Annotated in this window: 20 protein-coding genes and 2 pseudogenes; 6 read left to right on the forward strand and 16 right to left on the reverse strand. The window is 38.4% G+C overall.

Annotated elements, in window-relative coordinates; translation table 11 throughout:
• Positions 1-60: 60 nt before the first annotated feature.
• The gene (locus ACNQO6_RS08585; protein WP_440208694.1) at positions 61-1311 is read left to right on the forward strand and encodes a mechanosensitive ion channel family protein; all 1251 of its coding nucleotides are present in this window, start codon (positions 61-63) and stop codon (positions 1309-1311) included.
• A gap of 34 nt (positions 1312-1345) precedes the next feature.
• Here the strand turns inward: ACNQO6_RS08585 and ACNQO6_RS08590 are convergent, their stop codons facing one another.
• From ACNQO6_RS08590 to ACNQO6_RS08630, 9 genes are all read right to left on the reverse strand, one after another.
• Complete coding sequence (locus tag ACNQO6_RS08590) at positions 1346-1597, reverse strand: hypothetical protein (RefSeq protein WP_440208695.1); 252 nt, start codon at positions 1595-1597, stop codon at positions 1346-1348.
• Between the two features lie 178 nt (positions 1598-1775).
• Entirely contained in the window at positions 1776-2057 is a 282-nt protein-coding gene (locus ACNQO6_RS08595; RefSeq protein WP_004771852.1) for a hypothetical protein, read from the reverse strand.
• Positions 2058-2198: 141 nt separating this feature from the next.
• Entirely contained in the window at positions 2199-2648 is a 450-nt protein-coding gene (locus tag ACNQO6_RS08600; RefSeq protein ID WP_440208696.1) for a hypothetical protein, read from the reverse strand.
• A gap of 83 nt (positions 2649-2731) precedes the next feature.
• On the reverse strand, positions 2732-3016 hold the full coding sequence (locus ACNQO6_RS08605) for a hypothetical protein (protein WP_440208697.1): 285 nt from the start codon (positions 3014-3016) through the stop codon (positions 2732-2734).
• Between the two features lie 106 nt (positions 3017-3122).
• Positions 3123-3455 (reverse strand): hypothetical protein, encoded by a 333-nt coding sequence (locus tag ACNQO6_RS08610; protein WP_343579114.1) that lies wholly within the window; start codon positions 3453-3455, stop codon positions 3123-3125.
• Positions 3456-3660: 205 nt separating this feature from the next.
• Complete coding sequence (locus ACNQO6_RS08615; protein ID WP_440208698.1) at positions 3661-5523, reverse strand: non-contractile tail sheath protein; 1863 nt, start codon at positions 5521-5523, stop codon at positions 3661-3663.
• Positions 5524-5870: 347 nt separating this feature from the next.
• On the reverse strand, positions 5871-6203 hold the full coding sequence (locus ACNQO6_RS08620; protein WP_343579112.1) for a four-helix bundle copper-binding protein: 333 nt from the start codon (positions 6201-6203) through the stop codon (positions 5871-5873).
• Positions 6204-6508: 305 nt separating this feature from the next.
• On the reverse strand, positions 6509-6814 hold the full coding sequence (locus ACNQO6_RS08625) for a hypothetical protein (RefSeq protein ID WP_440208699.1): 306 nt from the start codon (positions 6812-6814) through the stop codon (positions 6509-6511).
• A 94-nt stretch (positions 6815-6908) separates the two neighbouring features.
• On the reverse strand, positions 6909-7103 hold the full coding sequence (locus ACNQO6_RS08630) for a hypothetical protein (protein ID WP_343579110.1): 195 nt from the start codon (positions 7101-7103) through the stop codon (positions 6909-6911).
• 392 nt (positions 7104-7495) lie between these two features.
• On the opposite strand from ACNQO6_RS08630, the gene ACNQO6_RS08635 reads away from it, so the two are divergent.
• From ACNQO6_RS08635 to ACNQO6_RS08645, 3 genes are all read left to right on the forward strand, one after another.
• Positions 7496-8143: an SOS response-associated peptidase gene (locus tag ACNQO6_RS08635; protein WP_440208700.1), complete on the forward strand. Its 648-nt coding sequence runs from the start codon at positions 7496-7498 to the stop codon at positions 8141-8143.
• Positions 8144-8249: 106 nt separating this feature from the next.
• The gene (locus ACNQO6_RS08640) at positions 8250-8741 is read left to right on the forward strand and encodes a LexA family protein (RefSeq protein ID WP_440208701.1); all 492 of its coding nucleotides are present in this window, start codon (positions 8250-8252) and stop codon (positions 8739-8741) included.
• On the forward strand, positions 8738-10033 hold the full coding sequence (locus tag ACNQO6_RS08645; protein WP_440208702.1) for a Y-family DNA polymerase: 1296 nt from the start codon (positions 8738-8740) through the stop codon (positions 10031-10033). Before ACNQO6_RS08640 ends, ACNQO6_RS08645 begins: the two co-directional genes overlap by 4 nt.
• Positions 10034-10188: 155 nt before the next feature.
• Here ACNQO6_RS08645 and ACNQO6_RS08650 read toward each other — a convergent pair whose 3' ends face one another.
• Positions 10189-10647, reverse strand: a complete 459-nt coding sequence (locus ACNQO6_RS08650) for a hypothetical protein (protein WP_440208703.1) — start codon at positions 10645-10647, stop codon at positions 10189-10191.
• Positions 10648-10927: 280 nt separating this feature from the next.
• Here ACNQO6_RS08650 and ACNQO6_RS08655 point away from each other — a divergent pair.
• Positions 10928-11086 (forward strand): annotated as a pseudogene (locus ACNQO6_RS08655) (DUF4113 domain-containing protein); the annotation flags it as partial.
• Positions 11087-11119: 33 nt separating this feature from the next.
• Positions 11120-12292: a hypothetical protein gene (locus tag ACNQO6_RS08660; RefSeq protein ID WP_440208704.1), complete on the forward strand. Its 1173-nt coding sequence runs from the start codon at positions 11120-11122 to the stop codon at positions 12290-12292.
• Between the two features lie 141 nt (positions 12293-12433).
• Here ACNQO6_RS08660 and ACNQO6_RS08665 read toward each other — a convergent pair whose 3' ends face one another.
• From ACNQO6_RS08665 to ACNQO6_RS08690, 6 genes and pseudogenes are all read right to left on the reverse strand, one after another.
• Positions 12434-12991 carry a lysozyme gene (locus ACNQO6_RS08665; RefSeq protein ID WP_440208705.1) on the reverse strand — a complete coding sequence of 186 codons (558 nt, stop codon included), beginning with the start codon at positions 12989-12991 and terminating at the stop codon, positions 12434-12436.
• Positions 12992-13078: 87 nt separating this feature from the next.
• Positions 13079-13579 carry a hypothetical protein gene (locus tag ACNQO6_RS08670; RefSeq protein WP_440208706.1) on the reverse strand — a complete coding sequence of 167 codons (501 nt, stop codon included), beginning with the start codon at positions 13577-13579 and terminating at the stop codon, positions 13079-13081.
• A 2-nt stretch (positions 13580-13581) separates the two neighbouring features.
• Positions 13582-14724, reverse strand: coding sequence for a hypothetical protein (locus ACNQO6_RS08675; RefSeq protein WP_440208707.1), 1143 nt, complete (start codon positions 14722-14724; stop codon positions 13582-13584).
• 99 nt (positions 14725-14823) lie between these two features.
• Positions 14824-15042 (reverse strand): hypothetical protein, encoded by a 219-nt coding sequence (locus tag ACNQO6_RS08680; protein ID WP_440208708.1) that lies wholly within the window; start codon positions 15040-15042, stop codon positions 14824-14826.
• Positions 15032-15313, reverse strand: coding sequence for a phage holin (locus tag ACNQO6_RS08685; protein ID WP_005231293.1), 282 nt, complete (start codon positions 15311-15313; stop codon positions 15032-15034). Before ACNQO6_RS08685 ends, ACNQO6_RS08680 begins: the two co-directional genes overlap by 11 nt.
• A gap of 63 nt (positions 15314-15376) precedes the next feature.
• Positions 15377-16536 (reverse strand): annotated as a pseudogene (locus tag ACNQO6_RS08690) (host specificity factor TipJ family phage tail protein); the annotation flags it as partial.

Consider the following 16536-nt stretch of genomic DNA (forward strand, 5'->3'; position numbering starts at 1 on the left):
TTTATAAATATCAAATACACCTTACAATCCTGTCTTAAAAGAATTGTAAGGTGTATTCGTTTGGATTATTTAGGTTTTATCCGTGATATTCGGGTTGAGTTAAGTCATTATCCCTGGCTTGAGATGGTATTGGCCTTAATTGTTTTAATTTTATTTGCAGCGCTTGCAAACTTTATTGCCAAAAGAATTATTGTTCGTGGGATTCGCCATTTAATTACAAAATTTAAGTCTCCGAACCAGTCTATATTTGCCCAACATAGTGTTAGCCGCCGTTTTGCAAATATTGTTCCAGCTATCGTCATCATGAATGGGATTAGCACCGTTCCTCACTTACCCGAGAAAGTCGTCAGCTTGGTTCAAATGGGTGCACAGGCATTCATCTTCCTCACACTTGCACTGACCGTGAGTGAAGCTTTAAATATTTTCAACCTGATTTATCAGCGCAATCCAAAATCCAGAAACAAGCCCATTAAAGGCTATTTACAGCTGGTTAAACTGATCCTGTTTGTCGTTTGTGGCTTGATGATCTTAGGGACTTTCCTCAAGAAAGATGTGTTTACATTGCTTGCCGGTTTTGGTGCGATGGCCGCAGTCCTGATGCTGGTATTCCAGAATACAATCCTTTCGTTAGTGGCCAGCGTACAAATTGCTTCTTATGACATGGTACGTATCGGGGACTGGATTGAAATGCCATCGTTAAATGCGGATGGCGATGTAATTGATATGTCATTACATACGGTGACCGTACAGAACTTTGACAAGACTTTTACCACTATCCCAACCAATAAACTGGTGACGGATACCTTTAGAAACTGGCGTGGTATGAGTGAGTCAGGCTGTCGTCGTATTAAACGCTCTCTTTTCCTCGATCAAAGTAGCGTTCATTTTATGAGTGATGAAGAACAGCAAAAGCTGAAAGATTTTCTATTACTTGATCAATATCTGGATGCAAAGAAATCTGAAATTGAAGAGTTCAATAATCACTTAAGTAACCAGTCACGCTATAACCAGCGCCGCTTAACCAACCTCGGAACATTCCGTGCTTATGTTGAATTTTATTTACGTCAGCATCAAGGCATTGCACAAAACCAGACCATTCTGGTACGTCAAATGCAGCCAACAAGCGAAGGCCTGCCATTAGAGATTTATGCATTTACCAATACCATTGCCTGGGCCTCTTATGAAGCCATCCAGTCAGATATTTTCGATCATCTGATTGCGATTATTCCGGAGTTTGGGCTAAGAATTTATCAAGCGCCATCAGGTCATGATTTTCAATTACTTACGTCAGAACACGAAAACAAAGTTTAAATAAAATATTAAAAAAGCACCTTCGGGTGCTTTTTTAATGGATTTCGAAGTACTTCTTACACCCTTCCATCCATTCTTTAGACACAGATGCTTCACGGGGGTATTCGGTATTTGCCAGCTTACAATCTTCTACCTTCTTTAAGCCATTGTCCGCTGGAAAAGTATAACCATAATAACCATCACTATTGCGCTGATAGCCTCCTGTTTGTCTATAGTCCAGATACAGATGGCCCATACATAATAACATGATCCCTAAAATTACAAGCATCACCCCTTTTAAGCTCATTTTTCTACTCTATGGCCTAGTTTTCAACATTATAAACATATTAACTAAACACTTTGGGATATAATGTGCTTATCTTTTCACCACCACGTCATAATTGAGTGGACATAAAATAGAAATAAATATTTCCTAAATCACATAAAAAAAGCCCTAAACAGTTAGGGCTTTTTTAACTTTTCTATCAGTCCCACTCAAGCTGGAACTGGATATTGGTATTGGTAAAGTTCGGATTCAGGAAAACTCGATAACCTGCAGCCTTTAATTCAGTCACAACGATATCTGCGTCCTCACTACTGACTTCATGTTTTGAGAATTGTTGTAAGGCATCGCGGTCGCCATCATTGGCTCTTAATTTAATGGTACTTGAAATCTTGGAGAGAATTTTATCTACAGTTAATTTTTTAACATTGGCATTAGAAATTGCAGTAGCTCGTGATGCAGGTAACAAAATTTCTTCGTTCACTGTATTCCGCCTGTGATATCAGAATAAGAAAAAAATATAATATGTTCTATTTCCACTTTTTCAAGTCATCAAATTCAACTAAACGACATATTTTGGCGCATAACATGAAAATTATGGACCAGATTGATTGATTAGAGCCACTTAACGTAAATCGTCTAACCGTTTTAGGGCGAGCTTTACGCCAAAATGCTCTTCATTATCGTCATCTAATTTTCCCCGACTGATCACGGCCGAAACTTTCTTATCAATAGTATGACCAGCCAGTTGCTTTGCATCCTGTTGTTTAAGATAGCCCACCAGCAAACCTTGAATCTCAACCCGAATGCTATGACAGTCCAATTGCTTTGATTGCTCAGATCGAACATTCGCGGTTACTTCAATCAATTTAGAAGCCGGATCTGCGACGCGCGCAATTTCTGTGAGATGATGTTGATAAGATTGTTCACCAGTAATCTCGAAAGTATATAAAACATTATCCGCGAAAGAAGCATCCTCTGAAGCTGAGGTCGATAAACTTTCATTATTTTGGAATTTTCTGGCAAATAATATGATCAATAAGCCAATGACCAGCGTAATAATGATCGTCCACATAGAAATATCGCCCCAAGTATTTAGAGGTAGATATAACACGCTTAAATAACAAGAAATTTCTGTTGTTTGTATGCGGATCGCACTTAGTCTGCAATATTTGTTATTTTTCTTTGCTCATAATATTGCAAAATACTACTTACCTTTAAAAGCAGATAACCGAACAATAGTCCATTCATAATAATGCCGATACCGACTGCAATAATTTTTCCAGACCAGACTTGAACGATATCAAGATTATCATCTCTAACTTCTGTTTGGCCGAAAAGTACAATAAAAGCAATGCCAGCAATACATCCCAATATCATCACAACCCATGCCACAAATGTATTGGTGGTACTTTCTTTCAGATGGTGTTGGGTTTCACTCATACTGTCCCCTCAATAGGCTTGATTTCTAGTTATGAGCTGAATATATCAAATTTTGTACAGAGAAAAAGCCCCAAATTGGAGCTTTTTTATTGCAGTTCGTTATTGTTTATTTACAGATAATATCCAGCTTTTCAGCATAGTAATCTGTCGATATTTTTAAATCATTCATCAATTTCTCTTTGGTATAATCTTTTGGCGCGACCTTTAACAAGGCTGGAATATATTTCGATTCATACAACTTTGGATAATCCTCACAAAGTACTTGGGTCTGCTGTTCTTTTGGCGTATCAGGATTATCCAAGATATCCATATACTCAGAAATTTTATTATCAACTGTTTCGAAGCTTTCCTGAGCCTTTTCACTCTTTACTTCAGGCTGCTTATTACAACCTGTAAAAAGGATTGCAATCAAACCAAAGAATAGAATCTTGTTTTTCATAAGGATCGTTTAAATTCTGGAAAGTAATACAAGTGAGTGTATACCAGTTTTCATTTGAATAAGTGACAATTTCTTTTTCAGTTTCTTGTCTATTTCGTAAAGTTCAGTCTTCGACATTAGATGGTTCAATGCCATTCATCTTTGTGAGTCATATAAGTCAAAAAAGGCTTTGGGTCACAAAGCCTTTTTCGTTATAAGCTTAACTTTATAAATAAATTTCAGGTGGATACGGCGTATCGTCACTAATTGGGGTATATAAGCTCTGCCCTACAAAGAAAACGCTTGGCGCCTGGGCAATATCAATCGTAACGGAATCTGCCATAACTTGAGGATAGGCCCAGATAAATTGTTTCATGAGTCCCAAGGATTGATTATTTTGCATATCCCCAAAAACTCGCTGCCAGATCGGTGTGCGATAAGGTTTGCTTGCGTCAAATCCATATAAATGTGCAATGGACGAGTCAGGCACGAATCCAGCCAAATACGCGACCTTATCTTCCGGATAGTTTAGATCCTGAGTCGGAATCTCTGCCACCGCCTTATGTGCCAATCCCAAACGTGCTTCTAAAATCCAGTCATAGGCTTCCGTCATCAGATAATCAAAATTCGGATAGGCATAATGTTCACGCGGATAATTGATATCCGTTACCAGAGTTTCAATTGGAGTGCGAATGGTCGGAAAGAAAATTAATGGACATACTTTTGCCTGAGGATATTTTGCCTTAAGTACAGAACGAATATCCTGACAGGTTTGCCCTAACTTGTTTCTTAGCCAGCTTTTAAACTGATCATACGGCGTTCCGGTCTTATTCATCGCTTCATAAATGGTACCTAAATTGGGTGCATATAAACCGGTATCCGCATTAAAGGCCAGTTTGGTCGGATAATCATAGACGCATGGAAGATCGGTGCCTTGGTTATACCACCACCACGGTTCGCCAATCTGCATATTGACGTCGCACCCACCAGCAGCCATGGTATCTGCAAACTCAATAAAGGCTTTATGTAAATAAGCCTGTGCATTTTGGTCACATGGACTAAAAAAATAGCTTGGTGGCTCATAACCTGTACGTCCCAGATTATTATTCCAGTCCCGCTGAGCCCAGAACTCATTTGCACCTAATGAATACATTTCAAAGCTTACGCCAAATATCGGCTGCATCGCTGCACAATGGAGTGCCTGGGAAAAATGCTCATGCCATTTACGGGTACATGGATTGACTACATCTGCATTGCTTAGTAATGGATCCGGGATCTGCCATTTGTTCAGATCAGCTTTCCATGACATTTCAGGATATTTCGACATACCGCAATAATGGTTGATCAGACCGTGATATCCCAAAGCCGCCATATTATCCACCAGTCGCTGCGGATTGAGATCATAATGATCATCATAACTGGTACAAATGCCATACTCATGTGCAGGGACTGAGACCCGATTTAAAGTCTGCTTGGCATTCGGACCTGTGGTAACGGAGTTGGTTACCCGAATATAACCATCCTCTGCCTGCGCCAAGGGAAGCGTTGAGTGTCCGTTGTAACTCATTGTAAAACCGGAAAAAGAAATACGCTGAATGTTACTCACAGGAAACTGGTCCGTTGCAGAGAATCCCGCCTTGACCGTATCCCAGTTGATATGAATATGTGCTGATCTTGAGGCTGGTTGATCAGCATAATTAAACAACACGATATAGGCGACTTTATCTACCCCGTTGTCGTGATATTGCACAGTCAATGTCGGAGTTAAAGCCGGATTATTTAAAGCAGGCATGCTTGCCGAAAGTTCAATATCAAAATCCCAGATTGTACCGCTGTAGTCATATTTGGTCTCGTAGGCAAGAAACTGATGATCTTTTGCATCATAAGAGTCCCAGCTAATCCCCACCAGATCAGTAGTGGTACGGGAACGGAAACATGCTTCAAAACCGTTACCAAAATTGGTAATGGCAAAAGACATGGTTTGCGGGCCATCAACACGCCAAAACTTTGGACTAAAACGATCAATGATCGAAGTTGTAACAGTTAAGCCAGGAGATTTTTTAAAGTTTTTTTCAAAGTTATTCGTCATTTGATAATGCTCTCGTTTAATAATTAAGTTTTTATCTTAAGTATTCTTGTTATTTTTGGCTGTTTGCATAGGTAATCTTTGATCAAAAACCAAGCACTTTCATGGAGTTTATGTAACTTGAATTTTTGAATGCATAAAAAAAGCCTATCTATTGATAAGCCTTTTAACCAATCCGCATTTGCTTCATGAAATTTACAGTGTTTTTTAACATTCAAGGTGACAATCTTTTAGCTTTTAGATAGAACATTTCTTGTCATAGAGAATCATGACAGACCCTTCACCTCCTGCTCAATTTTTTTAAATCTGATCCAGTCTTTGTCTGATCCAAGCTTCAAGCCCGAATAAATTCAGGCTACTGCCATCCTTCTACATTCTATGGCACATTGATGGCAGGTTTCGGCACACTGCTGACAATGTTCAGAGGCGTGTTTGATACACTCCTCGGTACAGCGATCACATATTTTCGCACAAACCTGACACAGCTCAGCCAGAAAAAGTGATTCTTGCTGAAGTGCTTTGGCACATAGCATACAAATATCCGAACATTCGAGACATCGGCTAATGCATTCCCGCATCATCTCGACCTTTTCCTCTTGTAAACAGGCCGATGCACAAGTGGTACAGGTCAACGAGCAAACCAGACAAGCTTTCGCACAATCCGAGAACTGGATAGAGTCCATATTTTTCTCCTTTGCCACATCATCAAAAGTGATTAATGAATAAGCTAACCAGATAAACAGATGCAAAACAGAACGGTTCGGTTATGAAAAGTAAGCCATGTTTTTTTTAAGTAATCGAATGAACTCGATCTGACTTTTCAGCGAAAGAAGCAGTCGCTGTATGCAATAGAAATCTGCGGAAAAAATGAAGAATAGTCCGAGCATTTTTTTCTTGGTTTATTTTATTTATGCGCATAAAAAAACGCTCAAAATCAACATGAAGATGAGCGCTTTATCTTTAAGCGTGATCAATCTATGAGAATTAATTAGTGCTCATAAATATTTTTATGTAATGTGCTTGAAAGCCAATGGATAAAGCCTGTTTTATTCTTAAATTGTGGCGTATCGAATAAATTTATATTTAATTCAAAATGATTAAAACTCAAAAATTTATAGCGACCACCACCTAAAGGAACCACATGGTTATGCGGATATTTGAGTGATTTTAGCGCTTCACTAAAGAATAAGGCTTTAAGCGGTAGCTCACTATTTTTGTGCAACTGATAGCTCTGAGATTGAATGAATACATCATATTCTTGATCTAAACGTGTCATGATTTGGGAAATAACCACTTCTGACTCCTTTATTATTGGAAATCCTGTTATCGCATAGAAAACAGCAAAAGCCCACCTTTTGATGGACTTTTAAGGTATTAAATTGTTATGGCTAGTGCAGGCTTAACTCTTCATCTCTGGCAATCACGACCGAAGTGAGCATCGGAATGCCCAAGATCACCGGCACCATGATAATCCATAAATCCGTCGTTATATGACTTGAAAAGAAAAAATGGATAACAATGGCCACCAAAGCCAATACACTCAGCAATACACCCATGAATCGAACTGCAAATTTTATCAGCATTTTTGATCCTATGTGATTCGAGTACACCTCACTAGTATACGCCTAGCATTTAGATCAAGATACCTGCTTTTATATAACCGATACATCATATCCCCCATCCTTGCAGTTGAGCTTTTCTCATCTCTATTGCTGATTTTCTGCTATGCTACAGAACAAGCTGAATTAGTACTTTAGAATAGAGGAAAAAGAAATGCTGCGTTGTTTTGATTAACCTAATTAGTTATTTATATTCAACAATTTACATATATTTATTTTTTTCTTGGCGTAATAAATGGCGTAAATTTAAAATTATCCACAGATGTAACCACAAACCAAAATTATTAAACTTTGTTAGTGTATTCTTAAGAGTAATATAAATAGGATCGATAACAATCAATAACAAAGGGCCTAAGATGTGCGCTAACTACGAACCTATAGCTAGAAGTCGAGCACAGCTACTTAATCTGCTTGAACCTACTTTCGATTACAAAGCGGATCTATATCCCGGCTACGGCGGGCCTATTCTTATTTCGACCGCGCACGGGATTGAATGGAGATCTGCCCGCTTTGGTTTGGTACCAAACTGGGCGAGTGATATTAAGAAAGTAAAAAATACATATAACGCCCGTTCCGAGACTGTGGCTACAAAGCCAAGCTTTCGCCATGCATGGTCTAAAAATCAGTTTTGCTTGATTCCAGTTGAGACTATTTTCGAGCCAAAGTACATCGCTGGAAAATCGCATTGGTATGGAATCTATCGTCAGGATCATATGCCCTTCACTGTGGCCGGTATTTATGAATATGCAGTTGTTAACGGCGAACCAGTCGTATCGATGAGCATGTTAACAATCAATGCTGATATGCATCCATTCATGAAGCAATTCCATGCACCTGAAGACGAAAAGAGGTCTATTGTTGTGATTCCAAAGGGTTGTCGCAAAGATTGGCTTACCTGCAGTCATGATCAAGCACGTAACTTTTTAGTAGATCTGCCACCCGATGAATACACCGCTGCACCTAAAAATGAAATGAATAAATTCCGACCAAATGCACATTTTTAAGCGACAAGTTATGACTTCCCTTTGTTTAAGCACAAAATTTAAAATTTGTTAACTTTGTAGGCCATAGTCTATCATCTTGATTACGTAACAAATTCAAGAGGTATCTATGAGCTCTTCATCCCAAATCATCGAAATCAAGAACCATTTTAGGCGTGAGTACTTCTCTGATATAGGGTCTATTTCACTTATTGAGCCCTCTATGCGAATGCAGATTTCTGTTGCAATCGAGAAAGTTTCGGCAGGCTTTCCATCACCCGCACAAGACTACATCGATAAAAAAATAGATATGAACGAGCACTTGATACAGAACGAGTGCGCCACTTTCATTGTCAAAGTAGCATCACTATCGATGATAAACGCTGGTATTGATATTGATGATGAGCTCATTGTAGACCGCAGTCTTGAAGCCAAGCATAGAGATATCATTGTCGCATTGGTTGATAACGATTTCACAGTCAAACGATTGATGATCGATGAAACTGGAATCTGGTTAAAAGCTGAAAATCCAGAATACAGCAATATATATTTAAACGATGGACAACAATTAGAAATCTGGGGTGTCGTTACTTTTGTATTGAAGAATACAAGAAAGTCATGAAATCCGAAAATAAAGTATTTGCACTCGTAGATGTGAACAATTGCTACGTCAGCTGCGAACGTATGTTTAATCCAAGCTTACGTGATAAGCCGGTTATTGTCTTGAGCAACAACGATGGTTGCGCCGTGGCTAGATCCAATGAGGCCAAGGCTTTAGGTATTAAGATGGGTGTTCCCCTATTTCAGATCAGAGATATTGTTCAAAAGCACAATGTCCAAGTGCTTTCCAGTAACTATGCTCTCTATGCTGAAATGTCTCGCCGTTTTCACAAGATTCTTGGCCAATATGTCACAGAAGCCGAGCAAGAGATTTATTCAATAGATGAGTGCTTCCTTGATCTAACGGCCTATTATAAAAATTATGATATGACCGAGTATGGTCAAGACATGCGACAGAAGATCTTAAAATGGATTGGCCTTCCAGTATGTGTTGGCATAGGACGGTCAAAAACCGAAGCAAAGATTGCAAATCACATAGCAAAGAAAAACTCCAGCTTTGATGGTGTGTGTGATCTGGTGAATATGGATCTGTGCAATAAAGAGGATTACCTTGCGAATATCGATGTTTCTGAAGTTTGGGGTGTCGGACGCAAAATATCGAAGAAGCTTCAGACGATGGGCGTTAATACTGTCCTTGACCTGGCAAGCTCAGATCCACGTGAGATGCAAAAGCGATTTTCTATTGTGATGGCGCGAACAGTTGCAGAGCTTCAAGGTATCTCATGTATTGAGATTGAACATACTCCACCGAGTAAAAAACAGATTGTTGCCAGCCGATCATTTGGATCTCGAGTAACTGAGCTAACAGATTTAAAAGAAGCCATTTCAATGTATGCTCAAGATGCATGCACCCGGTTGAGAAGTGAGGAATTACTTTGTGGGAGCATTATCGCCTTTGTGCAATCCAATCCATTTGATCCGAATGTGCCATTTTACAATAAGTCGGTCAGCTATACGTTTCCAGAACCTACAGACTTTGCGCCAGATTTAGCGAAAGCAGCCACATTGATGCTGAATCATATTTTTAAGGAAGGAATCAAATACAAGAAGTGCGGTGTGTTGTTGACCTGTTTAGAGCCCAAAAGTGGCCATACATACGATCTATTAACAGATTTCGATGAGATAAAGAAAAAAGAAAGGCTGATGAAAGCTATGGAATGTGTTCACCAGAAGTTTGGAAAGAAAAAGATAGGAATAGGCCCCTGCTTTGTGCCTAACAGGAACTGGTCCATGTCTCGGGACAAATTAAGCAAAAACCCATTTAGATGGGATGATTTGCTAATAGTGAATTAACCTTGAACACACTGCAAGCAAACCGAAATACTGACATTGGTTTTAATTGAATATGCTGTGCAACCTGAAAATTAGTTAAGCATTACTAGAAGAAAATAGGGATAGCTCTTGGCATTTAAAAAGCACCTATAGGTGCTTTTTTATGAATTATTTAATTACTTATTGCAAACTTCATTATCTAACCTGGCTTCTGTGATAATTTTTCCATTGAGATCTGAATAGATAAATTTGATAACGTAGCCATTTGCCCTTTGAAATTCATGAATATAATTTTGCTGACATAATTCAGAAATTCTCTTAGGGTTATTATACAGTTGCGCAACAACTTTCAAGCTATTGTTATCAAACTTTCTGTGAATTCTATAAGAGTAGATTACTTGAAAAGGTGTCGCTATCATTGATACCACTTCTTCATCACTATTAAGCATTACTGGCAAACTTAATGACTCTCTATTTGCTAAGTTCCTGAAGAAAGTTGCTGCTTCAGCAATATTTTTATACTTATAATTTTTATCTATTATTCCCAAACTTAGCAACTCCTCATCAACTTTTGTTTCTGCGCCATAGCTCAAGAAAGCTGTTGTAGTTAATATAAAAAATAAAATAAATCTCATAATCCCCCCTTCATTAATGGATAAAGATTATCACAATCTTAAATTCATAAACCATGATAATTAATAAATTTTTGAGTCTAATACCAAGATCATGTACGGTCTAAAAATATACAAATGATTCTTACCAAGTAGGTCGTTGGTACATATGGTTTACTTTTTTAAGAAGAGTTCTCGCACTGCTGCGCGAGAACGAACCGAGCCTTTGATTACCTGCCCACCTCATTTATCAGGTTGATTCAGGATTGACTGAACCTCTCTTCCCAATAAGATAAAAAAATAGGAATGGCTGATGAAAGCAATGGGATGCGTTCACCAGAAATTTGGGAAGAAAAAGATAGGAATTGGCCCATGCTTTGTACCGAATCGAAATTGGTCTATGTCTCGTGATAAACTGAGTAAAAATCCCTTTACATGGGAGGGATTATTGAATATAAATTAAGCCCAATATTACTTACCAAAACTTAAAAACTATATGTCAAATTTACATTCAAAAACAACTACTGAGTTTTTTGGTGAATTGGAGGATTTAGCATTAGTATACATTCCCAAAGCAATAAAACAACTTCATCCAAGCCAGCTTAAAATTAAAAAAAGATTAGATGAATTAAGACTTAAAATTATAAATCTATCTCCAAAACTTATTAACTTTATCAACTTAAGCAATAATTCTTACAATGATTTAATGAGCAATAGGTTAGAAGAAATTATTGACAACATTCAAAGCACTATGATGCTAATAGAGAATGATCAACCATTTGAAAAAATAACAAATGCACTAGATATAATCAACAATAAACTATTTGATTTTGAAAATTTTTTTAAGAAACCCATACCTATTTTAATTGATTTTAATGATGAGAATTACTTAAATACATTAATTGGTGAAATTAACAATAAACTATCTAAAAAAGATAAAGATATTTTAGATCTTAGAAAATTCAGCTCACTTCCAAAAAACTTAAAAACCATAGTATATAGGAAGCTGATTGTTCTAAGAAATCTTATTGTAAAAGATGACTATGACGACACTCAAAAAGACCAAATAATATACTCTATTGCTGAGCAATTTACTCAACAAGAAAATATTAAAAAAGCTAATGAGATTGTGCAAAATATTGAAAACACTGCTCAAAATATTAATATTAGTATTAGCGAAAGAAATAATAAAGAAATCCTTAAAGCATTTGAAGACGAAGCATCGGAATTAAAAAATGAAATTGAAAATTTAAACTACATAATTATCATCTTATTCTGTATTATTATTCTTACATTATTTATGAAAGGGGTATTAGCCATAATCTTTGAATACGCATTTAGAGATATTTATAATATTTTCATTTTCATCACAATCATTATATCAATGACTGGCCTATTAACATATGTTATAAAAGAAAGAGCTCGGAATGTAAAGTTGTACGACTTTTACAAACAAAGATATCTTGAACTAAATGCGTTACCAGAATTCATAAGTGAATTAACATCAGAAGAAAGAAGAGAACTTATAAAAGAGCTAGCTCGTACATATTTTAATGGGAAGAAAGAAATTCAAAATATTGATACTACTGATAACAAAATGTCTGAAATTAGCAAATATACTGAGGAGTTAAAAAAATTGGCCGATAATATTAAAGGTTTGATAAAGTAAATTAAAGCCCTCCTCAGAGGGCTTTTACACATATCCCTACATGAATATTGTTATTGATCGTGTGAGCAGTGCAACCTGGTATCAAAACAAGAATACAGGCGCTAAATAATAATGAAAGCACTGAGCGCCTGCAGTGATGTGTTACTTTTTTAAGAATATCTCACGCTCTGCAGCACGGCGACGGACCAAGCCCTTCATTACCTGCCCATCACCTTTATTCCAACGTGGGAACTGGTCAGCTGCACCAATATAATCGCCCTTGTTCAGTTTGGCCAACAAAGTTGAATCTTTAAAGGCCTGCTCACCAATGTTGTAAGTTAAGCTGACCAATGCATCAAACTGGTTTTGATTAATGGATACCTTCACACTTTGATTTACTGCTTTTTCAAAACGGTTTAAGTCATGCGCAAAATATTCCTTGGCTTGGCCTAAGGTACAGGTATCTCCTTGCTTTACCTTTACGCCGTTTGGATACACAGTGGTACCATAGCCGATCGTCCAAACACCCACACCATCATCATAGGCATCAAGTTTCAAATCTTCAAAACTAACAATCAGGTTGATACCAACTTGGCTTGTGGTCTTCCCTTTTGAAGAACTAAGACCATCAACCACTTTGTTTAAGTCATCCACCTGAGCCTGTGTTAGTTTACCGCCAGCCAATTTACGTGCTTCATCAAAAAAAGGTTTTCTATCCATTTTGCTTTCCTCTAGGCAATAAAAAAGCGCCAAAAGGCGCTATGTAAAATTTTGGTGTAAAAAAAAGCCCCGAAGGGCTTTTATGGTTTAACAATTTACTCTCAAGAACTCTTCAATAAATTCTTTTTGATCATCACTAAAAACGTGATTATCTTCTTCCCATCGTGTTTGTAATCGAAAAACAAAGCTATCTATAAAAGCTTTATTTCCATCTGTTGTTAGGAAGTGATAAACAGCAGCGGGTAAAAAGAATTTAAAACCATTCGAGCTTAGGTAGCTACAATCAACTCCAAAATAATATAAGTACTCATAACTTACATCCATCCAAGTCTGTATACCTTCTTGTGGTCTACAACGTGAACGAGCTGCTTCTAGTCCCATTTGAAGGTAACTATCAGGCCAATCAAAGCTATATTCAAGGAGTAAATCTTCGGCTGAGAACCCTGTTGCAGATAAATAGTCTTCATCAATTTGGTCAAAATATCTATAATGAGTATCATAAAAATCACATTCAAATAATGAACGAATTTCCCCTAATTGAAATGGAGGGAATATTTTTTCGAGAAGATCTTTAATATTTACATTCATAACTAGTTTTCACATAAACGTAATGCATTTTGAGCATCAACAAGTGCTGTAGCATGGTTTGGATCAGGAGGGGACCAGCATGCATTTTCTTGGATTCTTGCATTTATCAAATTTCTAAATAGAGTTGCATTAGCTGATTTAATCGTTGTATCTATTACATCTTTACAGCTCTTTCCTCTCGTGGCTGTTTTGGCATCACGAGTTGCCCTGCTCATTGGATAATACAGTTCTTTTTCACACACCCAACAACTACCATTTTTGATAATTCCACTAGGACAATTATTTTTAGCATTATTCTCCAACTCCTGAACAACAGGTTTAGCTAACTCCACATCATTAAGAATGTTCTGAGCTGCAATATTAGTCGCTACCTGAGCATCTAAACTATCTGCATCTGCATTGGAGATTACTTGTTCAGCTACAGTTTCGAGTGGGATTGTTTTTTCTTTAGGGGCATTTATATCAACTAGATCACCTACCATAAACACTTTATGCTCTTTGCCATAACCTTCCGGATAAGTTATGCAATAACCATATGCATCAGTATAATTTGGCGCTTCTTTAATATCTTCTACGCGAACAAAATGTGCAGGTTTATCATAATAAAACTGCCCTATAATCGATGCCCATTTTGTGCATGATTCAGAAGCTGAATATGCATATGTTTGAGCATATTCAGTCGTTGAGACATGCCATAAATATTTGCCTTCAGGTGGTTCTCCAACTTTTGGTTTAGGTTTATACCTAATTTGATTATTTGCCGGATCCATCACCCAATCAACTGCTCCAAGCAATTGATCAACTGCGATAGTTAAAGCAATTCCTGCTGCACCACCTCGCAAAACCTCTGCAACCTGTTTTGCGTTTGGTGAAACCAATGCAGCTGATACTTTAGAGTTTTTAACAGCATTTATTAAAGTTGAAGCGCCCTCAACAAAAGATTGAGTAATTGACCAACCCTGCATTGGTGCCACAGTATTCATTGCGCGTGGTGATGCTGCCAAACTGTAATTTGCTACTGCTGGAGACGCTTCCACTTTCTGTAATGTACTTGCTTGGGTACCAGTTTGAGTTGTGTTGCTTTGGTTATTATCACCACACCCCGTTAAGCCCAACAATATTGCTAATAAAAGTATTTTTTTCATTTATTCCCCCTTATTTTCAGATAGTTTATTTTACTTTTTAGTTAAAAACCATGAGATGTTAAAATTAAAAACCGCCCGAAGGCGGCTGTTTATTGAATATCAAATCTCGATATCTTTTTCTTTTTTCTTCTCCTGCTCTGAACTACCAAAATAGAAACCACAGGCCGTTGTCATTGCTCCAGCAATAAAACCTAAGGCGGTATTAATCAGGTTGCTATTTTCCCGTGGCATATCCACAAAAAAAAGAGCAATCACCAGGACGAACATCAGCCCAACCAATGCAAAGGCCAGATAAGCCCGGGTCTGTTCACTTGTCATCAAAATCCCCTTTTAACCGTTCTTTGGTCTGCTCATATTGCTTCTTCCGCAATTCATGGATCTCCTGGGCCCGCTTGTCATCTCGCCGTTTAAAATACAGTGTCGTGAAAAAAGTAATCACACCGATAAAGACTGAGGCCCATACCGCCCAATCAATGCTTGCTGCATACGCTGCCACTGATAACCCCGCTGATGTATATGAAACCTTGGATGCTGTTGCTGCGATTGTGTTTGTAGCAGCTTCAACCGCGCTTGCTGCCTGTTCTTGCATTTCCTGTCTCCAATAGACAATAAAAAAGCACCCGTTTGGGTGCTTATAAAAGATTTAAGACTGTTAAAGCGTTTGTAAAATTTGTCCTCCATTGATTATCTGTAAGGTCAATAGCGGTGCACCAATAATGGCCGGTGCACCTGGTCCAGGCTCACCCTCAAGTGTTCCGTGATAGTTCCAGTTCCAAGTCCCGGTATTAACTGACTTGGTACCGCGTTGGCCCCAGCCACCACCATTACCAGAAAACGGTGATCCATAATCGCCAGTCACTCTTTGATAACCTCTTCCTGGAATATCTCTCTGGGCGTCAGACACCTTATCGGTCTGGTAATTGTTGTTAAAATAGCCCCTGAATTGCGGTACTTCGCTGGACGTTGGAACAAAACTCAGCGCCATGCCAAACGGTGCACCGCCGCCACCACATGTACCCTGCATTGCATAGCTATATCGTGTACTACGTCCACTTGGAGTGGCACCACCACCGGATCCACCACGCGCAACAATACCACCATCGATGATCAGGTTTACTTTGTTATGACGAACCAGTAAGCCAGGTGCACCAATACCGCCATCACGCCGTGTTTTCGTGAATGCATTTTCAAAATCACTTTCACCATAATAAGCGGCATGTGCAATACCGCCCTCACCACCACGGCCCACAGCCGCACCTTTAATGGTGAGATTCACTACCAGATCTGGTGGAAACTCTCCAGTATCAATAGCCGGGATATCAGGTAATCCATTCACAACATATTTAACTGAGGGTTGATCCATCCAGTGCCTGTAAATGAGCTCTGTTAATGGTCGATAAGCACTTGAACTGCACACCAGTACGCCAGGCTCAACCACGAAGTTAATGACTCCAGAGACTGGCAACTCGCCTCTCTGCATCTGATATAACCGAGCCAGATTGATATCGAGCTGGTCATAACGGATATAGATCGGGCTATCATCAATCGGGGTATCGGTATAGTCCTTGTCATTCATGTAATACCGATCATCGTAATTGATGGCGGTGATTTTATTGCTCGTCTTGCCCACTGGTTCCTTCTTGGCCACCAGATAAGGTAACGAGCCTTTGGTATCATCGCTCACCACGATATACGTCGTGTTGATGTAATCCTCTGGATTCAACTTAAGCGGACCGTTTGGCAAGCGCCCTAACACGACTTTATTTGAGGCCGCACCTGCAGTCACCGGAATCAGGTCCACGCTGCCATCAC

This window comes from Acinetobacter calcoaceticus (assembly GCF_051947995.1).
Classification (GTDB): Bacteria; Pseudomonadota; Gammaproteobacteria; order Pseudomonadales; family Moraxellaceae; genus Acinetobacter.

Bases quoted from the DNA above. Each gene is read 5' to 3' on its own strand.
- ACNQO6_RS08680 (WP_440208708.1), bottom strand. From the start codon at position 15,042: ATGACAAGTGAACAGACCCGGGCTTATCTGGCCTTTGCATTGGTTGGG.
- ACNQO6_RS08590 (WP_440208695.1), bottom strand. From the start codon at position 1,597: ATGAGCTTAAAAGGGGTGATGCTTGTAATTTTAGGGATCATGTTATTA.
- ACNQO6_RS08635 (WP_440208700.1), top strand. From the start codon at position 7,496: ATGTGCGCTAACTACGAACCTATAGCTAGAAGTCGAGCACAGCTACTT.
- ACNQO6_RS08610 (WP_343579114.1), bottom strand. From the start codon at position 3,455: ATGAAAAACAAGATTCTATTCTTTGGTTTGATTGCAATCCTTTTTACA.
- ACNQO6_RS08675 (WP_440208707.1), bottom strand. From the start codon at position 14,724: ATGAAAAAAATACTTTTATTAGCAATATTGTTGGGCTTAACGGGGTGT.
- ACNQO6_RS08670 (WP_440208706.1), bottom strand. From the start codon at position 13,579: ATGAATGTAAATATTAAAGATCTTCTCGAAAAAATATTCCCTCCATTT.
- ACNQO6_RS08600 (WP_440208696.1), bottom strand. From the start codon at position 2,648: ATGTGGACGATCATTATTACGCTGGTCATTGGCTTATTGATCATATTA.
- ACNQO6_RS08605 (WP_440208697.1), bottom strand. From the start codon at position 3,016: ATGAGTGAAACCCAACACCATCTGAAAGAAAGTACCACCAATACATTT.
- ACNQO6_RS08650 (WP_440208703.1), bottom strand. From the start codon at position 10,647: ATGAGATTTATTTTATTTTTTATATTAACTACAACAGCTTTCTTGAGC.
- ACNQO6_RS08660 (WP_440208704.1), top strand. From the start codon at position 11,120: ATGTCAAATTTACATTCAAAAACAACTACTGAGTTTTTTGGTGAATTG.
- ACNQO6_RS08685 (WP_005231293.1), bottom strand. From the start codon at position 15,313: ATGCAAGAACAGGCAGCAAGCGCGGTTGAAGCTGCTACAAACACAATC.
- ACNQO6_RS08620 (WP_343579112.1), bottom strand. From the start codon at position 6,203: ATGGACTCTATCCAGTTCTCGGATTGTGCGAAAGCTTGTCTGGTTTGC.
- ACNQO6_RS08615 (WP_440208698.1), bottom strand. From the start codon at position 5,523: ATGACGAATAACTTTGAAAAAAACTTTAAAAAATCTCCTGGCTTAACT.
- ACNQO6_RS08640 (WP_440208701.1), top strand. From the start codon at position 8,250: ATGAGCTCTTCATCCCAAATCATCGAAATCAAGAACCATTTTAGGCGT.
- ACNQO6_RS08645 (WP_440208702.1), top strand. From the start codon at position 8,738: ATGAAATCCGAAAATAAAGTATTTGCACTCGTAGATGTGAACAATTGC.
- ACNQO6_RS08665 (WP_440208705.1), bottom strand. From the start codon at position 12,991: ATGGATAGAAAACCTTTTTTTGATGAAGCACGTAAATTGGCTGGCGGT.
- ACNQO6_RS08630 (WP_343579110.1), bottom strand. From the start codon at position 7,103: ATGCTGATAAAATTTGCAGTTCGATTCATGGGTGTATTGCTGAGTGTA.